Genomic DNA, 17,746 nt, shown 5'->3' with positions numbered 1-17,746 from the left:
TTAAGGCAGAAAAGCAAAAAGCCAGCGCGCGGTTAACGTGCGCTGGCTTTTTTGATCCGGCGTAACGATGGCCCGATCGGCAGACCGCCGCCGTTCGGGCCCGGAGGGCGGGTTGCTCCCCTGATCGTTATGCCGTCTGCAGCCTGAACTGCGCCATCGTGGCCTGAAGCTGATCGGACTGCGCTTCCAGCGACTGCGTCGCCGCAGTCGCCTGCTCTACCAGCGCGGCGTTCTGCTGCGCTGCCGCATCCATCTGCGTCACGGCCTGATTGACCTGCTCAATACCGCGACTCTGCTCGTCGGAGGCCATAGAGATCTCTTTCATCAGTGAGGTGACGCGCATCACCTCGCCCGAAATCTCATCCATGGTTTCTCCGGCGCGCGTCGCCATCTCGCTGCCCTCTTTCACCCGTGACTGCGAGTCGCTGATCAGCGTGCGGATCTCTTTGGCGGCGTTGGCGCTGCGCTGCGCCAGCGTGCGCACTTCGTTTGCCACCACCGCAAAGCCCCGTCCCTGTTCGCCCGCGCGCGCCGCTTCCACGGCCGCGTTAAGTGCCAGGATGTTGGTCTGGAAGGCGATGCCGTCGATCACGCTCAGGATATCGCCAATGCGATTGGCGCTGTCGGTGATCTCATGCATTTTTTCCATCACGTAGCAGACCACCTCAGCGCCGCGATCGGCGGTGTCGGAGACGGCGTTCGCCAGCTTGTGCGCCTGCTGAGCATTGCTGGCATTCAGGCGGACCGTCGCGGTGAGCTGTTCCATGCTGGCCGCAGTCTGCTCCAGCGATGCGGCGGACTCTTCGGTGCGCTGCGACAGGTTGACGTTGCCCGCCGCCAGTTCACGGCTGCCGATGTCGATCTGCATACTCGCTTCACGCACCTGGCTGACCGAGGTGCGCAGCGACGCCTGCATGTCGGCCAGTGCATGGTTAAGCCGTCCCAGTTCGTTGTTGCTGGAAGGTGGCAGCGCCTGTGACAGGTCGCCCATCGAGATCTGCTCAAGATGCACGATCGCCTGGTTCAGCGGCAGCAGCAGCATCCGGCGCAACAGTTGCCAGGCGAGAACCAGCAGCATCAGGGTTAAGATCACCGCCACGGCGATCAGGATTTTCATTTTGGTTTCGTTGTGGGCCGCCTGCGCCAGCTGGGCCTGCGTCACCTGTTCAGCGAACTGGCTGAAGTCGGTGACGGCCTTGTTGTATCCGGCCGCCAGCGTCGCCAGGTTGCCTTCCAGCAGCTGGTAATATTCGTCGGTGTACTGCTTATCCAGCGCGGTCATCATCGGCTTAATGCCCTGGTCGAGATAGGCCTTGTAGCTGGCCGCAATCGCATCCGCCAGCATTTTTCCGTGCGCCGTCACCGTTCCCGCATCCACAAAACGTTTCAGGTTCTGCTGGGATGACACCACATCGGCCTGCGACAGCCTGGTCACGGCCGCGCCCTCCTCCAGCATACCAATTTCGATTTTACGCACCGCCAGCGCCGCGTTGGCGCGGGCCCGCATCAGATCGGCGTTACTCTGATAAAGGCTGTTCAGCTCAATCCCCTGAATGCGGTTGATCACATCCAGCGAGCGGTTGCCTTTATTAATTGCCACGATCCCCATAAAACTCACCGCCAACAGCAGCAGTGTCATAAATGCCAGCAGTGCCAGCAACCCCGTGCGAAGTGATATCTGTTTCATCCTGATGATTTCCATGTATGAGAAAAGGCGAAAATTTAAGCGGCCCTAATGCGGAAGAGGTATCGGCAATAACGCTCCGAAACTTTAACCCTGATTAATAGAGTGTTAACGCCTTGATCATCCTGGAAACATCCAGCAAGCTGAACGCCGCCCTTTTTTATCCGGAGAAACCGATGAAATCAGGATTGTTTCTGATGCTGCTGCTTGTGAGCACCGCGACGATGGCCGAAGATCTGAAAACTGATGCCTCCCTCGACCGCTGCCTGGATAAGGCCTCGACCACCCTTGCCATGAACCAGTGCTACGCGGCGGCGACACGGGCCTGGGATCAGGAGATGAATGCGCAGTACAACACGCTGATGACACGCCTCAGCGGGGAGGAGGAGACGACGCTGCGGCGCGCACAGCGTGCGTGGCTGAGCTACCGCGATAGCTGGCTTGAGGCCAGCCGGAGCCGGCTCAAGACCCAGGGTTCGCTGGGCAGCGTGGCTCTGAGCGCCCAGGGGCTGAGCCTGGTGCGCAATCAGGCGCTGATGTTGCAGTCGCTGGGTAAAGGCAGCTGCGCTAATCCGGATGATTGCTGACCTCAGCGGCTTTGACGCTGGCGAGTCAGTGCGCCCACTCACTTTCAGGAAGACACCATGGCAGCTTACGCCTCGACCCTTATTCTTATCGGCCTCGCCCTACTGAGTTACTTCGTTCACAACACTGCGGTCACGATCTCCATTCTGGTACTGCTGGCGATCAAACTGACCCCGCTCTCCCAGTTTTTTCCCTATGTGGAAAAACAGGGCATTACCCTGGGCATCATTATCCTGACCGTGGCGGTGATGGCGCCGCTGGCCAGCGGTTCGCTGCCCGCCTCGTCGCTGATTAAGTCGTTTGCTAACTGGCAGTCGATCGTCGCGATTCTGGTCGGCATTTTCGTTGCCTGGCTGGGCGGACGGGGCGTGAATTTTATGAGCGCCCAGCCTTCGGTGATTGGCGGGCTGCTGATCGGCACGGTTATCGGTGTCGCGTTCTTCCGGGGAGTACCGGTAGGGCCACTGATTGCTGCAGGGATTGTTTCGCTGTTAGTGACCGCAAAGTAGCCTTTGGGCGCATTCCGAAACGCTAAAAAGAGGGCATACTTTCAGAGTCAGTTGGCTATAATAGCCGACACTCAACATACGACCATTGAAGGAATACCCGATGAGTTTGAACCAGGTGCCAGCAGGTAAAGACCTGCCAGAAGATATCTACGTTGTCATTGAGATCCCAGCGAATGCTGATCCGATCAAATATGAAGTTGATAAAGAGTCTGGCGCCCTGTTTGTAGACCGTTTCATGTCTACCGCGATGTTCTATCCGTGCAACTACGGCTACATCAACAACACCCTCTCTCTGGATGGTGACCCGGTTGACGTACTGGTTCCTACCCCTTATCCACTGGTTCCAGGCTCAGTGATCCGCTGCCGTCCGGTTGGCGTGCTGAAAATGACCGACGAGTCTGGCGAAGATGCCAAACTGGTTGCCGTTCCGCACACCAAGCTCTCTAAAGAGTACGATCACATCAAAGATGTGAACGACCTGCCAGAGCTGCTGCGCGCACAGATCACCCACTTCTTTGAGCACTACAAAGATCTGGAAAAAGGCAAATGGGTGAAAGTGGATGGCTGGGACAATGCCGAAGCCGCTAAAGCCGAAATCATCTCCTCTTACGAGCGCGCTCAGAAGAAATAATTCTGCTGCCGGTTAGTGAGTCGAAAAAAAAACACCGTCCATCTGGACGGTGTTTTTGTTCAGGCCTCTGGCTCCTCATCGCGCTTCAGCCAGTCACCACTCGTGATGTGCTGGCGTCCTGCCACTGAGCGTTGATAGACATAAAGCCATGCACTGCCAAACGGCGTCTGAGTCAGATAACGCTTGTACTCTCCCCCTTTGGTGCGGAGCGCATCCAGCTCCGCCAGGGTTGAGGCATCAATGCGGTACACTTCACAATGTACCGTTCCGTTGCCCTCAATTACGCCGGGATAATGGCCCAGACTGTAAAGCTCGAAGCCTTCAATCTGGTGATCACCCAGCCACTGCGCATTCGTCATCCAGTGACTGTTTCCCTGTTTGCGCCGTAAACTGCCGTAGACAATTATTCGCATTGCTAAAACTCAAACTGATAGAGCAAATCGAGAGCCTGATCCACACCGGACACGGCTTCCAGATAGAGTTTGGGCATCAGGCGGTAACGCAAGGTTAACGTCGCCAGTGAATCAAATATGCCAACACCGTATTTTACCTGCAGACCCGGCAGCACATAGCCACTGACCTGCACCTGCTGGCTGTCGCCAACACCCGCAGTATCAACGGCAAGATTGCTGACACCGAACGTCTCCCCGATTTTACCCACAACCTGACCACTTTGTGCAACCCCTAAGCCAACAAGGGCCGAAGTCAGTGCGTTACTGTCGCCGTCGCTGCCTAATCCCTGACCACGCAGCAGGTAGGAGAGCGCTTCCTGTTGCGACATCGCCGGATCGGAGAAGACTTCCGCCTTCGGCTCATCCGCCAGCCCGGTGACGCGCAGACCCGCCGTAACGCCATCTTCGGTGGCATCCGGATTACGAATCGCTTCGAGGTTAACGTAAGGCTGATCCGGCGGCCCGGCAAACTGCAGCTCCCCTTTACGCACGATCAGATCCTGACCATAGGCATGGAAACGACCGGAAGGGATGTTGATCTGACCGTTCAGGCCCAGGCCGGATTTATCCTGCACCATCTTCAGGTCGCCATTCAGCTTCGCCTTCAGGCCAAACGCCGAGAGCCGCACATCGTTGCCGACGTGGATCACCAGATTACTGTTAATCGGGATTGAGGCGGTTTTCGGTGCGATCGGCTTCAGCTGTTCATCCAGCATTACTTCATCGGACGAGACCCCGGTGGCGCTTTCCGGCACTTCCTGCACCGTGATGCGCGCCCACGGAATATCGACGCGGCCATCCAGGTTAAAGGCGGCTGGCGTCGCTTCAAACACCAGGTCCGGCGAGACATCCATACGCACCATCGGCGGCACCGTGACACGCACCCGGCTGCCCTGCGCCGCGATGCGCGCACGCCAGTTATCAAGCTGGCTCCAGTCGGCGTTGCCGCTGAGGTTGATGTTGCCCTGCGCGGTCTGCACCAGGCCGTTGAGGGTCGAACTCATACCGTTGAACACCAGGTTCAGGCTGGCATTGGTCAGATCCACCGGCATAAAGTTGCCATCCACATCCACGCCGGTCAGGCCCAGCTGACCGAATACCTGTGGCTGCTGAATGCTGCCGCCCAGACGCAGGGCGCTGTTCAGGCTGCCCTTGATTTTTTCGCCCTGCATCAGCGCCGGATTGAGCATCGCCAGCGAGAGATTGCGGATGTTCACGTTACCGCCCAGTGTGCGGCGGTTTTGCGGATCGTCGATCTGCACGTTGCCATCCAGCTGCCCGTTACCGGCGATGCGAATCAGCCAGTCGAGCTGCGCGCGGCCGTTGCGCAGCGCCGCGTTGAGGTTGAGCGTGTCAAAGGCGATCGGCAGGCTGTTGCCCTGCACATCCTGCACCACTTTGACGCCGTTACCCTTGAGCGCCACGGTTCCGGTCGGCAAGCCACCCTCTGCGGTCCAGTTTACGCGCACGTCTCCGCTGAACAGGCCGCTCAGCTGTGTGGCATCCGGCATAAAGGGTTTAACCATCGCCAGGTCAAAGCGGTTCAGCACCACATGCGCATGGCCGGCCGGTCCGGCTTCGACCGGCTCCGGTACGCAGAGCTGCGCGTTGGGGTTCTGCCAGCAGTGCGGGCCAATCGTCGCCGTCTGGCGGCTGTTGAGGTAGTCGATCGCCATCGCGCGGGTCAGACGCCACTCCCCGACCGGCGTGTCAAAGCGCGTGTCGTTGAGCGACCCTTTCCAGCGTTCGGTCTGGCGATCGAAGCTGCCGTTCAGCGCCAGCTGACCGGACACCGGCTTGCCCTGCACGTTGAGCTTCAGCTGATGCTGCTTTTCGTTGCCGTCGGCGTTCAGCGTCAGCAGGCTGATGTTCAGCGCATCCTGCTTCAGCTGCTCGACGCGCAGTTGCAGCTTGCCCGCCACCTGTTCGCCGGAACGCACATCGCCGTTCAGCGTGACGCGGTTAATCTGCATCTGCTGCCAGCGCAGCCCGCGACCATTGAGGTCGGCCAGCAGCTGCGGCGCTTTCAGGGTGCCGCGCGCCTTAATGGTGCCGTTGACGACGCCGCCCAGGCCCGGCAGCGCATTGTCGAGCTGCGGCGCGTTGATGCTGGCGTCGAGATCCAGGCTGTCGCCCAGCGCCCCTTTAACATCCAGATGGTTGCGGCCCAGCGCCAGTTTGATGCCCGGCACCGTCCACTGGTTGTAGCTGTTCCCGCTCAGTGAGCCGTCCGCGGTAACCGCGTTCTGCTTCACATTGCCTTTGAGCTGCAGCTGCGGCACGCTCAGCTGCCAGCTGCCGCCATACAGACTGCCACGGGTGGTGATTTTACCATCCAGCCGCGCGGGCCAGTCGGGATACTGTTTCGCAGTGTTGATGCCCGCCAGCGTCAGTTCACTGCGCCAGCTAATCGCTTTGCGCCAGTCCACCAGCGCGGTGAGGTCAATATTGCCCTGCAGCGCGGCAATGCGCAGGCGATCAAGGCTGAACTGTTCGACATTGCCCTTACCGGTCAGCGACACGCTGGCCGGCGGCACCGATTCCCCCTTCACGGCGGTCTGCAGTGACATCACGTAGTCGGTGGCTTTGCCTTTGAACTGATAGTCCAGCTTATCCGCCTGATACTGTACCGGGCCGGCTAACGGCCAGCGCAGCTGCGGACTGGTCAGCTGCAGCGACAGCGGCAGCCCCGCCACCGCCAGCTGCGTCGTGGCGTCCAGCTGCGCGTTGACCGGACCGGAGAGGTTCAGCCCCAGCTTCAGCTCGTCACGCATCGCGCCATTCAGTTTCAGCGCCAGCTTTTCGCCTTTGATCGGGTCGGTGTTGACCGTGCCGTTCAGGGTGAAATCGACCGGCCAGTTATCCGCCAGCGTCGCCTGTCCGCTGCCGTTGAGTTTGCCCAGATTTGAGTCCACTTCCAGCGTCGTCAGCTGCATCTGACGGTCGGCGGTTCTGGCTTTCAGCAGCAGCCGGCTGACCGAGATATCGGTGTCGCCGGTAATACGTAGCTGTTCACCCAGAATCTGCTGCACATCAATATCCAGCGGCAGACGGAAATCGGGCAACGCGGGCAACAGGGGTTGCGCAAACATTGCCTGCAGCGTTTCACCCAGCGGCTTCTCGGCGGGATGAGGCTGCTGCACTTTCGGCTGCACCACCTCTTCGTTCACGACTTTTGCCGCTTTGGGCAGCGCAATCAGCAGGCTTTGAATATGGGTCGGATTCAGCGTCAGCGCGCGATCCTGCCACTGCAGGCCGGTGGTGAAATCGAGCAGCGAGACCGCCGTGTCATCGACCTTCACATTGATATTGTGCAGGCCAAGATGAGTCAGCGTGACTGGATAAGGCGTGCTGAGGTTGGTGTTGCCACTCTCCTCTTCCGGCGCTGGCGCGGCAGGCGTCATCTTTTTGCTGTCGACCACCACGCTGATGTCGCGCAGGGAGATGTCGTCGACGCAGACCGACGAGTGCAGCAGGCAGTTAAGATTCACCGCCAGATGGATCTGCCCGGCATCCACGCTGACGCCCGGCATCTCGTAACGCAGGCCGTTGAGCGTCAGGTTGCGCCAGCCGCCGTCCACCTGTTTGATCGACAGGCCAGGCACCCAGCGCGATGCGCCCTTCAGCACCAGATGCAGCCCCGGCGTGGTGCCAATTAAAAACGCCACGCCGCCCAACAGCAATACCAGAAAGATCAGAATACCGATCAGGACCTTTTTCCACAGCTTCATAGTTCAGGCCCCAGTCCTACGTAAAATTGCAATCCATGCTCCTCGTCATCGCCAATGGGCCTGGCGATATCAAATTTGATGGGGCCGACCGGTGAAGACCAGCGCACGCCGACGCCCGCGCCGGTCTTGAAGTTGCTCTGTTTGATGTCGTTTACCGCTTCGCCGGAGTCCACAAACACGGCCCCCCACCATTTACCGGTCACGTTGTACTGATACTCCAGCGAGCCGGTGGCCAGCTTTGAGGCCCCCGTGAGTTTGCCATCCTCGTCGCGCGGGGAGATATTTTTGTATTTATAGCCACGAATACTGCGGTCACCACCGGCAAAGAAGCGCAGATCCGGCGGCACTTTTTCGAAATCGTTGGTTTCGATCCAGCCCAGATTGCCGCGGGCGACAAAGCGATGACTGTCACCCAGGGTGCGGATCCAGACGTTTTGCGCCTGCAGGATCAGGAAATCGACGTCAGATCCCCAGGTCGTATCTGAGACATCAACGGAGTAGCGCTGCGTGTCGCCCCAGGTCGGCATCAGGCCGCCACGCGAACGGGTGCGGTTCACGCTGACGCCCGGATAGAGCAGCATGGTGGTGTTGGTTACGTTGCCCTGGGTAAAGTGGTCCAGGCTCCAGCGCAGGTTGACGGCCTTCTGCCAGCCGCTGCTGCTGTCCCAGTTGCGCGATACGGCAAGCGTGCTGGTATCGGCTTTGGTGTCGTTGAGGTCGGTTCGCTTCAGGCCGCCGGAGAAGGTGTAGTACTGCTCCAGCGGGCTTTTCAGCAGGGGCACTTTGTAGCTCAGATCGACCTGCTGTTCCGGCGCAGAGACATAGGCGCTGGCCGTCAGGCTATGGCCCCGGTCGTTGACCCAGGGTTTCTTCCAGGTCCCCTTGAGGCGGGGGCCGACATCGGTGGAGTAGCCGACGCCGGTTTCGATGGTGTTTTCGACGCGGGGCGACATGGCGGCGTTCAGCGGCAGCACTTTGGTCTTCCGGCCCTTGCTGAACTCCGGCGCGACCACCACCGAATTAAACCAGCCGGTGGCGGAGAGGCGGCGGTTCAGCTCGGCCAGATCGCGGGAGTTGTAGTAGTCCCCCTCTTTAAAGGGCACCAGATTCTGCAGGTACTCTTCGCGGATCTGCGAGCCCTGGAAGGTCACGTCGCCGAAGCGATAGCGCTCGCCGCTGTCGTAATCGATATCCCAGAAGGCTTCATGCCGCTCAACCGACACGCCAAGCTGGCTCTTTTTAAAGGTGCCGTCAAAGTAGCCGTTGCGCAGGGCGAGATTCGAGAAGCCGCTTTTGAATTTGTCATACTGCCCGTGGTTGAGCTGGGTGCCCACTTTTGGCCGCCCCTGCTTTACCCAGGCTTTGTAATCGGCGTCGTTGCGCGCATCGCCTTCGACCACAATGGTACTGCCGCCGATTTTAACCGGCTGGCCGGGCGTCACTTTCGCCACCAGCACCGGGCGACCACCCTGCGCAGGCGCGGGGCGGGATTCGAAATCGATAGTGGGTTCGTAATAGCCGAGTGCGCGCAGCCCCTCTTTTATCGCGACGGAGACGCGTGCACGAAAACGGCCATCGTTTGAGACCTCATCGCTGCCAATGGTCGACAGGCGCGCCCTGACATTCTTTTGCAAATCCCCGGTCAAGCCGTCTACCTGCAATCGCACGGTCGCCGCCTCAAGGGCGGGCGCGGCAAGCAGCAGGCTGGCCATGCAATAAGTGTAAAATCGTGGCACCTGTACTCCTGTTAATCATGCCGGCCCCTTTTCCACGGGGCATTTATTAATCATCTTTGCCCGCACTACCGCAACGGCAACACCCTCATCATAGCCGCACTTTATGGCAAACGGCGACGCAACGCTGACATCTAAGTCAAATAACGCCATATTGTCGGTAAATGAAGAGGGGGATACAACTCCTGCGGACAGGAATGATCGATCCGGGATGATGCACGCAGATAAATCCGGAGCACGCTGGCCGCTCAGGCGTCATCACCGGGTGATTTTGCCCTCTGGCGGCACGATGAGCGCTCCTGCTATAATCGGCCACCACAGGCATCCCGCCTGTTTTCATTTCTGCCCCGACATCTCATTCTCTGTCGATATGGCGCAGACATTTTTGGCACGGATAGCTCTGTTTCATGGATAAACCCGCTCTGTTTGCGCTTACCCACGCTGCCCAGGCCAAAAATGACATGTGGATAACCCTTTGGATCTCATATGTTAGATAGCTTACTCGTCATTCTGTTGCTGATCGTAATCAGTGCTTTTTTTTCTCTGTCGGAGATCTCGCTGGCCGCTGCCCGTAAGATCAAACTGAAACTGCTGGCCGATGAAGGCAACGTCAATGCGCAGCGCGTGCTGAAAATGCAGGAAACGCCGGGCATGTTCTTCACCGTGGTGCAGATTGGCCTTAACGCCGTCGCCATCCTGGGCGGTATCGTCGGCGACGCGGCGTTTTCACCGGTCTTCCGCGGCCTGTTCGATCAGTTTGTCTCACCGGAGCTGGCCGAACAGCTCAGCTTTATCTGCTCCTTCACCATCGTCACCAGTATGTTTATTCTGTTCGCCGACTTAACCCCGAAACGGGTCGGCATGGTGGCCCCGGAAACCATCGCGCTGCGCATCATCAACCCGATGCGCTTCTGTCTGCTGGTCATGCGCCCGCTGGTGTGGCTGTTCAATGGCCTGGCTAACGTCTTCTTCCGTCTCTTTAAGCTGCCGATGGTGCGTAAAGATGACATCACCTCCGACGATATCTACGCGGTCGTTGAGGCGGGTGCGCTGGCCGGAGTGCTGCGTAAGCAGGAGCATGAGCTGATTGAAAACGTGTTCGAGCTGGAGTCGCGTACCGTTCCCTCTTCCATGACCTCGCGTGAGAACATCGTCTGGTTTGATCTGCATGAAGATGAAGCCAGCCTGAAAACAAAAATCGCCGAGCATCCGCACTCCAAGTTTTTAGTCTGCAGCGGCGATATCGACCACATCGTTGGCTACGTTGACTCGAAAGAGCTGCTGCTGCGCGTGCTGGGCAATCAGAGCATGGCGCTGAACAGCGGCCTGCAGATTCGCTCCGCGCTGATTGTGCCGGATACGCTGACCCTCTCCGAAGCGCTGGAAAGCTTTAAAACCGCCGGTGAAGATTTCGCGGTGATCATGAACGAATATGCGCTGGTCGTCGGCATCATTACCCTGAATGACGTGATGACCACGCTGATGGGCGATCTGGTCGGTCAGGGCATGGAAGAGCAGATCGTCGCCCGTGATGAGAATTCCTGGCTGGTTGAAGGCGGCACGCCGATCGATGACGTGATGCGTGTGCTGGATATCGACGAGTTCCCGCAGTCCGGCAACTACGAAACCATCGGCGGCTTTATGATGTATATGCTGCGTAAGATCCCGAAACGCACCGATTTTGTGAAGTTCGCGGGGTATAAATTCGAGGTGGTGGATATCGACAGCTACCGTATCGATCAGCTGCTGGTGACCCGCATTGATGAACGACCGCCGGTGCTGAGCATGACCAAAAACGAAGAAGAGTAGATTCACTCAGCGCCTGCTCTGGCAGGCGTCGGGTGTCAGACGGTGGGCGTCGGCGAAAGGGATGATATGTCCCGGTTCAGAGTGATGACGCAGACCCTCTGACGCCAGAAGCATCAAGGGCGCCATCGGCGCCCTTGTCTTTAGTTGAACTCAAGCTTGAGACGCACGACCTGGCGGTTAATTTCTGACATCACGCTCAGATGCTGTTTGTCTTTGACGCGCGGAATAAGGACTTTCCCCTTATCAAACTCGAACGCGCCAACGTCCTTGATGTACAACCTTCCTTTGAACAGCGTTTTTACATATTTCGCTATCTGCAGCGGATTATAGCGCTGGAAGATCTTCATACTGACTAACTCCTGTACATTTTTAAAGCACGCTTCGCTGTAACCAAATTTGGTGCCAGCCCATGAAGCGCGAATTCGCGATAACTATAGAACACTCAGGCTAAGTGATGTTTCAGAAACCGATTTTTTTTACTGAATTGACACATCATTACAGAACACTCTGTTATCAGGGTCACGCAACACAGTATAAACCTTCATTGGTAAAGGAATTGTGGCAGGCATAACAAACCTGACACCTTTCCAGGACAGGCGCATCATCCCTGCTTACTATTGCAGTAAAATGACTGACTGGTCTGATCACCTAAGGAAATAGCAATGCGAACAACTCTGGCCGCGCTGGCGCTCTCGTTTCTGATCCCGGCAGGCGTGATGGCACACGATCTCAGACAGGAGACGCGCGTCCCGGCGGTGGGCGTCAATGACAAAGGCGAACTGATTCTGCAGCAGGAGAAGTTTAGCTATAAAAACTGGAATAGCGCGCAGCTGAGCGGAAAAGTTCGCGTCATCCAGCACATTGCCGGTCGCTCATCGGCGAAGCAGATGAACGCGGCGCTGATAGAGGCGATCAAGGCCGCGAAGCTGCCCCACGATCGTTATCAGACCACCACTATCGTGAATACCGATGATGCGATACCGGGTACGGGCATGTTCGTGCGCAGCAGCATCGAAACCAATAAGCAGCAGTATCCGTGGTCGCAGTTTATCGTCGACAGCAAGGGCGAGGTGCAGCGGGCTTGGCAGCTTCAGCCGGGCAGCTCTGCGATTGTGGTGCTGGATAAAGAGGGCAAGGTGAGATTCGTGAAGGATGGGCCGCTGACGCAGGATGAGGTGACCCGGGTCATCGCGCTGGTCAACGCGCTGCTGAAGGCCTGATAGCAGAACCCCGGCGTGTCGGCCGGGGTTTTCAGGCTCAGCGCTGCCCTAGAACAGCGAAACGCGGAAGCCGGGATTGAGGAAGGATTCGCGCGGCGTGTAGTCCAGCGTTCTGCCCTGCCAGTCATGCACATGCGCGCCCGCCGCCATCGCCACCGCGTGACCCGCGCCCGTATCCCAGATGTTGGTCGGCCCGAAGCGGGGATAGAGCTGCGCTTTGCCTTCGGCTACCAGGCAGAATTTCAGCGAGGAGCCGGTTGCGACGGTCTGATGCTCACCGAGCTGCTTGAGATACTCTTTCATCTCGTCGTCGTCGCCATGAGAGCGGCTCACCACCACCAGCGGCGGCCGGGCGTCACGTACGTGAATCTGCTCACGCTGACCGCCCTCCTCTTTCCACGCTTTGCCTTCGGCCGCAGAGTACATCACGTCCAGCACCGGCGCGTAGACCACGCCCATCACCGGCTTGCCCGCCTCGATCAGCGCGATATTCACGGTAAACTCACCGTTGCGCTTGATAAACTCTTTGGTGCCATCCAGCGGATCAACCAGCCAGTAACGCTGCCAGTGCTGACGCACCTCCCAGGCGGGCGGATCCTCTTCTGACAGGACGGGGAGATCGGGCGTCAGCGCCCTCAGCCCCGCCAGGATCACCTTGTGCGCGGCGATATCTGCGGCGGTAACCGGCGAATCATCCGATTTGTGAGAAACGTCAAGCGGCGCGGCGCCGTCATAGACCTGCATAATCGCGTCGCCTGCTTCGCGTGCCAGCTGGCAGAGTTGCTCTAACATTTTTCACCTCATTATGTCGATCTGCTGCGGGAAGAGCTCAGCGTCAGATAGTGACATTTTAGCAGTTTCGCCTGATGCGCCGGTTAACGGGCAAATCAGCGAACCAATTTATAGATATATCAATATCATAGTTATCGGCTTATCGCCACGCCCGCACCCTAGTGCTGCTGTCGTATCGGACTCTGCCGCAGGCCGATCGGCCAAAACGTTATATCCATCACGATTTAAAATGACTATCTGTCATGCTTTTACATTATTTTGAGAGCCTTAAATTAATCTGCAGCAGGAGCAAGCATGTTTAAGCCCGGAATGATGTTACTGGCCCTGAGCGTTTCCGCCGCCACACAGGCCGCAACGGTGGATTTGCGGATACTGGAAACCACCGATCTGCACAGCAATATGATGGATTTCGACTACTACAAAGACACGCCGACCGAGAAGTTTGGCCTGGTGCGCACCGCTACGCTGATTCATGCCGCGCGCCAGGAGGTAAAAAACAGCGTGCTGGTCGATAACGGCGACATCATTCAGGGCAGCCCGCTGGGCGACTACATGGCCGCGAAAGGGTTGCGCGAGGGCGAGATCCACCCGGTCTACAAGGCGCTCAACACGCTGGACTACAGCGTCGGCAATCTCGGCAACCACGAATTCAACTATGGTCTGCCCTATCTGAAAAAAGCGCTGGCGGGCGCCCGCTTCCCTTATGTAAACGCCAACGTGATTGACGTGAAGAGCGGTAAACCCCTGTTCACCCCCTACCTCATCAAATCCACTCAGGTTGTGGATCGCGACGGCAATACGCAGACCCTGAAGATAGGCTACATCGGCTTCGTGCCGCCACAGATTATGGTGTGGGATAAAGCCAATCTGCAGGGTAAGGTGCGGGTCGATGACATTACAGAGACGGCGCGCCGCCTGGTGCCGGAGATGCGTGCGCAGGGCGCAGACCTGATCATTGCCATTCCCCACTCCGGTCTCAGCAGCGAGCCCTGGCACGCCATGGCGGAGAATTCGGTTTATTACCTCAGCCAGGTGGAGGGCATTAATGCCATCCTGTTTGGTCACGCGCATGCGGTCTTCCCTGGCAAAGATTTTGCGGCCATCCGGGGCGCCGATATCACCCAGGGTACGCTGAACGGGATCCCGGCGGTGATGCCGGGCATGTGGGGCGATCATCTCGGCGTGGTTGACCTGGTGCTCAGCAAGGAGGGCGATCGCTGGCAGGTAAGCAGTGGTAAGGCCCAGGCCCGGCCCATCTACGATACCGCCGCGAAGAAGTCGCTGGCGGCAGAAGATCCGGCGCTGGTCAACGTTCTGGCTGATGATCACCGCGCCACTCGCGAGTTTGTGGCGAAGCCCATCGGCCGCTCTGCCGGCGTGATGTACAGCTATCTGTCGCTGGTGCAGGACGATCCCACGGTGCAGATCGTCAACAATGCCCAGCGCGCCTACGTTGAGCACTTTATCCAGGGCGATCCCGATCTGGGTCGCCTGCCGGTGCTCTCTGCGGCCGCGCCGTTTAAGGCGGGCGGACGTAAGAACGATCCCGCCAGCTATGTGGAAGTGGAGAAAGGCGCGCTGACCTTCCGAAACGCCGCCGATCTCTATCTTTATCCGAACACCCTGGTGGTGATGAAGGTCAGCGGCGCGCAGGTCAAAGAGTGGCTGGAGTGTTCAGCCGGGCAGTTTAATCAGATCGATCCGAACAGCCCGAAAACGCAGTCGCTGATCAACTGGGATTTCCGCACCTATAACTTTGATGTGATCGATGGCGTCACGTATCAGATCGATGTCACCCAGCCCGCCCGCTACGATGCGGAGTGTCAGCTGATCCATCCGGAGGCGTCACGTATCCGTCAGCTGAGCTGGCAGGGCAAGCCCATCGACCCGCAGGCAACCTTCCTGGTGGCAACCAATAACTATCGCGCCTATGGCGGCAAGTTTGCCGGCACCGGCGATCGCTATATCGCCTTTGCCTCGCCGGATGAGAACCGCGCCGTGGTAGCCGCCTACATCAGCGCTGAAACTAAAGCGCACGGTGAAGTGCAGCCAAAGGCGGATAATAACTGGCGGCTGGCGCCGATAAGCGCCTCCACACCGCTCGACATTCAGTTCGAAACGGCGCCGGGTGAGAAAGCGACCGGGTTTATTCAGCAGCATGCGCAATATCCGCTGCAGCCCAAAGGGACTGATGCGACGGGCTTTGCGTTGTGGCAGGTGAATTTACAGCAGTAACAGGCGGGGAAACGCTGCAACCCGCGGGTTGCAGCGCTGAAGATTACAGAATTTCCAGCAGTTCGACTTCGAAGATCAGGGTGCTGAATGGCGGGATGGAGGCACCCGCGCCACGCTCGCCGTAGGCGAGGTTCTGTGGGATCACCAGTTCCCATTTCGAGCCAACCGGCATCAGGGTCAGGGCTTCAATCCAGCCTGGGATCACACCGCTTACCGGGAATTCTGCCGGTTCACCACGCGCAACGGAGCTGTCGAACACGCTGCCGTCGATCAGTTTGCCCGTATAGTGAACGCGAACGCGATCCTGGCGTGACGGGATTGGACCTTCACCCTGGGTAATCACGCTGAACTGCAGGCCCGACTCGGTGCTGTTCACGCCTTCACGCTGCGCATTTTCCTGCAGGAAGGCCTGGCCTTCTGCTGCCATCGCTTCGGTGCGCTCACGACGCACGCCTTCAGCACGTTCATGCACTTCACGCAGTGCGCGATGAACCACATCAACCGGAACGGCCGGCGAGTTCCCTTCCAGCGCGTCGCGCAGGCCCGCGAGCAGTGCTTCTGGTTGCAGCCCCTGCAGACCAGATTCCAGCAACTGCTGGCCAACCTGTAAACCAATACCGTAACTTGCTTGTGCTTCGACGCTGTCGAAAGAAGGGGTAGTCATCTTCGTTCCTTTCACTCTCGGATAAATTCGAACCGGCAGCATAGCAGCGCAGGCCGCTGGCGTAAAATGCCCTGCGTCGCAGATGACTTTTGCTGATGAAAAGGAAACAATAGAGTCGTCAATTTTATGAATGCTGGCAGGCACTTCGCGCCGGTATTGCCCATACTATAACTATGGACGGGATTTACCCCGTCTCAAGCATACTAATAAGAGAGTAAACATGGGCCAGATTGCCCCCCGCCGCCGCAGGATGCGTGCAACACAGACCGTTTCCCGGCTGCAGGCCTGGCTGGCCGCGCGCAGGCCACAGCGCCCTGCCGGAGAGGAGGAACCCCGAATGGCTTCAGACGCGTCGTCCCGCCTGCCAGCATGGCTTCAGCGTATCTGGCACTTTACCGACCACATCGGCTGGATGGATCCGCTGCCTGCACCGCACCGGCGCGGCATCGTGGCGGCCCTGCTGGTGATACTGGTGGCGTTTCTCTGGCCGACCAGTACGCTGCGCTATCCGGTCGAGCAGCCTGCGACGTCCCCGGCAGAAAAAGAGGTGCCGATGCAGGCGGATATCTATGATGACAACAGCAGTCGTCAGCCCTCGTCTTCTGCCTCACAGCAGACGCCAAAGGCCGATTCGCAGGGCGCATGGCGCAGCCTGACTATCGCCTCGGGTCAGACGCTGGCGCAGCTGTTTCGTGACAATAGCCTGCCGGTGAACGATGTGTTTGCGATGGCGCGGGTGGAAGGCAACGATCAGCCGCTCAGCTCACTGAAAAGTGGTCAGCAGGTGAAGATTCGTCAGGATGCACAGGGCACGGTGACCGGCCTGACGGTTGACAGCGCCAGCGGTCCGGTACTCTTTACCCGTCAGCCAGACGGCAGCTTTATCCGGGCGCAGTAAGCGGCGAACCGCGATGGGGTAAACGATAAAAACAAAAACGCCGGCACAGGGCCGGCGTCTTTTTTGTCGTGCTCAGTTAATCAGATTAACCAGCAACAACTTTTACGGTCAGCTTAGCGAATACATCGCTGTGAACCTGGAAGTCCACTTCATGCTCACCGGTGGTACGCAGAACGCCGTTCGGCAGACGAACTTCGCTCTTCGCTACGTCAACGCCAGCTGCAGTGACTGCATCAGCGATGTCGCGGGTACCGATTGAACCGAACAGTTTACCTTCATCGCCTGCTTTAGACGTGATGGTCACGGTGCCCAGTGCATTGATCTTCTCAGCGCGTGCAGTAGCTGCAGACTGAACGTCAGCCAGTTTGGCTTCCAGTTCAGCGCGACGTGCTTCGAAATACTCAACGTTTTTCCTGGTGGCAGGAACAGCTTTGCCCTGTGGTACCAGGAAGTTACGAGCGTAGCCCGCTTTAACGTTAACCTGATCACCCAGGCTGCCCAGGTTTGCTACTTTATCAAGCAGAATAACTTGCATTACCTTATCCTCTTAAAGTCGTTAATGGACAGTTGCCGATTACTGATGACGATCAGTGTACGGCAGCAGAGACAGGTAACGCGCGCGCTTGATGCAGCGAGCCAACTGACGCTGGTATTTTGCACGAGTACCGGTGATACGGCTCGGGACAATTTTACCGCTTTCGGTAATGTAATTTTTTAACGTTGCGATGTCTTTGTAATCGATCTCAACAACGCCTTCCGCGGTGAAACGGCAGAACTTGCGACGACGGAAATAACGTGCCATT

Annotated in this window: 16 protein-coding genes; 7 read left to right on the top strand and 9 right to left on the bottom strand. The window is 58.1% G+C overall.

The annotated features are described in order from the left end of the window. Positions 1-127: 127 nt before the first annotated feature. Positions 128-1,687 (bottom strand): methyl-accepting chemotaxis protein, encoded by a 1,560-nt coding sequence (locus J1C59_RS02685; protein ID WP_128085086.1) that lies wholly within the window; start codon positions 1,685-1,687, stop codon positions 128-130. 173 nt (positions 1,688-1,860) lie between these two features. Here J1C59_RS02685 and J1C59_RS02680 point away from each other — a divergent pair, with 173 nt between their 5' ends. From J1C59_RS02680 to ppa, 3 genes are all read left to right on the top strand, one after another. Further along, on the top strand, positions 1,861-2,271 hold the full coding sequence (locus J1C59_RS02680; RefSeq protein ID WP_128085087.1) for a lysozyme inhibitor LprI family protein: 411 nt from the start codon (positions 1,861-1,863) through the stop codon (positions 2,269-2,271). A 57-nt stretch (positions 2,272-2,328) separates the two neighbouring features. Beyond that, positions 2,329-2,778, top strand: a complete 450-nt coding sequence (locus tag J1C59_RS02675; RefSeq protein WP_128085088.1) for a DUF441 domain-containing protein — start codon at positions 2,329-2,331, stop codon at positions 2,776-2,778. Positions 2,779-2,878: 100 nt separating this feature from the next. Next, complete coding sequence (ppa, locus tag J1C59_RS02670; RefSeq protein ID WP_111139235.1) at positions 2,879-3,409, top strand: inorganic diphosphatase; 531 nt, start codon at positions 2,879-2,881, stop codon at positions 3,407-3,409. A gap of 59 nt (positions 3,410-3,468) precedes the next feature. Here the strand turns inward: ppa and J1C59_RS02665 are convergent, their stop codons facing one another. From J1C59_RS02665 to tamA, 3 genes are read right to left on the bottom strand one after another with little or no spacing between them, the layout of a single operon-like run. After that, positions 3,469-3,822: a gamma-glutamylcyclotransferase family protein gene (locus J1C59_RS02665; RefSeq protein WP_128085089.1), complete on the bottom strand. Its 354-nt coding sequence runs from the start codon at positions 3,820-3,822 to the stop codon at positions 3,469-3,471. Positions 3,823-3,824: 2 nt separating this feature from the next. Further along, on the bottom strand, positions 3,825-7,592 hold the full coding sequence (gene tamB, locus J1C59_RS02660; RefSeq protein ID WP_128085090.1) for an autotransporter assembly complex protein TamB: 3,768 nt from the start codon (positions 7,590-7,592) through the stop codon (positions 3,825-3,827). Continuing rightward, positions 7,589-9,304, bottom strand: a complete 1,716-nt coding sequence (gene tamA, locus J1C59_RS02655) for an autotransporter assembly complex protein TamA (RefSeq protein ID WP_208721883.1) — start codon at positions 9,302-9,304, stop codon at positions 7,589-7,591. Before tamA ends, tamB begins: the two co-directional genes overlap by 4 nt. Positions 9,305-9,811: 507 nt before the next feature. Between tamA and paeA the strand changes: the two genes are divergently transcribed. Next, positions 9,812-11,134: a polyamine export protein PaeA gene (gene paeA, locus J1C59_RS02650; protein ID WP_128085092.1), complete on the top strand. Its 1,323-nt coding sequence runs from the start codon at positions 9,812-9,814 to the stop codon at positions 11,132-11,134. Between the two features lie 140 nt (positions 11,135-11,274). On the opposite strand, the gene J1C59_RS02645 is transcribed toward paeA, so the two are convergent. Continuing rightward, on the bottom strand, positions 11,275-11,481 hold the full coding sequence (locus tag J1C59_RS02645) for a DUF1107 domain-containing protein (RefSeq protein WP_003855513.1): 207 nt from the start codon (positions 11,479-11,481) through the stop codon (positions 11,275-11,277). 315 nt (positions 11,482-11,796) lie between these two features. Between J1C59_RS02645 and J1C59_RS02640 the strand changes: the two genes are divergently transcribed. After that, entirely contained in the window at positions 11,797-12,354 is a 558-nt protein-coding gene (locus J1C59_RS02640) for a YtfJ family protein (protein ID WP_128085093.1), read from the top strand. A 48-nt stretch (positions 12,355-12,402) separates the two neighbouring features. Here the strand turns inward: J1C59_RS02640 and cysQ are convergent, their stop codons facing one another. Beyond that, a complete protein-coding gene (gene cysQ / locus J1C59_RS02635; RefSeq protein WP_128085094.1) occupies positions 12,403-13,146 on the bottom strand; it encodes a 3'(2'),5'-bisphosphate nucleotidase CysQ in 744 nt (247 codons plus the stop codon). 294 nt (positions 13,147-13,440) lie between these two features. On the opposite strand from cysQ, the gene J1C59_RS02630 reads away from it, so the two are divergent. Next, complete coding sequence (locus tag J1C59_RS02630; protein ID WP_128085095.1) at positions 13,441-15,381, top strand: bifunctional 2',3'-cyclic-nucleotide 2'-phosphodiesterase/3'-nucleotidase; 1,941 nt, start codon at positions 13,441-13,443, stop codon at positions 15,379-15,381. 43 nt (positions 15,382-15,424) lie between these two features. On the opposite strand, the gene fklB is transcribed toward J1C59_RS02630, so the two are convergent. After that, the gene (gene fklB, locus J1C59_RS02625) at positions 15,425-16,045 is read right to left on the bottom strand and encodes a BamJ family beta-barrel-assembly machinery protein (protein WP_128085096.1); all 621 of its coding nucleotides are present in this window, start codon (positions 16,043-16,045) and stop codon (positions 15,425-15,427) included. A gap of 220 nt (positions 16,046-16,265) precedes the next feature. On the opposite strand from fklB, the gene J1C59_RS02620 reads away from it, so the two are divergent. After that, positions 16,266-16,943 (top strand): LysM-like peptidoglycan-binding domain-containing protein, encoded by a 678-nt coding sequence (locus tag J1C59_RS02620; RefSeq protein ID WP_158086873.1) that lies wholly within the window; start codon positions 16,266-16,268, stop codon positions 16,941-16,943. Positions 16,944-17,028: 85 nt separating this feature from the next. On the opposite strand, the gene rplI is transcribed toward J1C59_RS02620, so the two are convergent. Both rplI and rpsR read right to left on the bottom strand, forming a co-directional pair. Continuing rightward, on the bottom strand, positions 17,029-17,478 hold the full coding sequence (gene rplI / locus J1C59_RS02615) for a 50S ribosomal protein L9 (RefSeq protein ID WP_046102603.1): 450 nt from the start codon (positions 17,476-17,478) through the stop codon (positions 17,029-17,031). Positions 17,479-17,517: 39 nt separating this feature from the next. After that, complete coding sequence (gene rpsR / locus J1C59_RS02610) at positions 17,518-17,745, bottom strand: 30S ribosomal protein S18 (protein ID WP_002210155.1); 228 nt, start codon at positions 17,743-17,745, stop codon at positions 17,518-17,520. Position 17,746: the final 1 nt, after the last annotated feature.

The organism is Pantoea deleyi (assembly GCF_022647325.1).
GTDB classification, from domain to species: Bacteria; Pseudomonadota; Gammaproteobacteria; order Enterobacterales; family Enterobacteriaceae; genus Pantoea; species Pantoea deleyi.
The sequence above is the reverse complement of the archived record's forward strand: the minus strand, read 5'-3'. Positions and strand labels throughout refer to the sequence as shown.